The 390-nt window shown below is 60.8% G+C and carries 1 protein-coding gene; it reads left to right on the top strand.

All coding sequences use genetic code 11. The features are described from left to right. Positions 1-32: 32 nt before the first annotated feature. Positions 33-390: phasin family protein (locus tag ACTFO6_RS17900; RefSeq protein WP_439935764.1), on the top strand; the 358-nt coding region annotated here is incomplete at its 3' end.

Raw genomic sequence — 390 nt, 5'->3', positions numbered from 1 at the left:
AAGTCCAACGGCAAAAATCGAAGGGGAACGTGATGGAAATGGTATTGGATCAGTGGGCGAAACTCAACGAAGCCAATCTCAACGCGACGCTGCGGTGCGCAGCCGTCTCGACGGAAGCCGCGCGGCGGTTATGCGAGCTGCAGATACAGGCGATCGGCAAGGCGTGGACCGAAGGCGCCGAAGGCGCGGTGGCGTTCGCGAGGGATGGCGATGTGTTCAAGGCGTTGCGCGTTTGGCCGAGCCTGTGCGACGCAGGGCTGCACCAGATGGCGCAACTGCCGCAGATGGCCATCGAGATGACGGCCCAGGCGCAAGCGGAAATCCTCAAGGCGGTAAACGAGGATCTGGCGCTCATGGCAAGAATGATGACCGAAAATCTCAAGGCGCTGA

The sequence above is a fragment of the Pelomicrobium sp. G1 genome, from assembly GCF_051905455.1.
Classification (GTDB): domain Bacteria; phylum Pseudomonadota; class Gammaproteobacteria; order Burkholderiales; family UBA6910; genus Pelomicrobium.
This window is presented reverse-complemented; position numbering and strand designations above follow the sequence as displayed.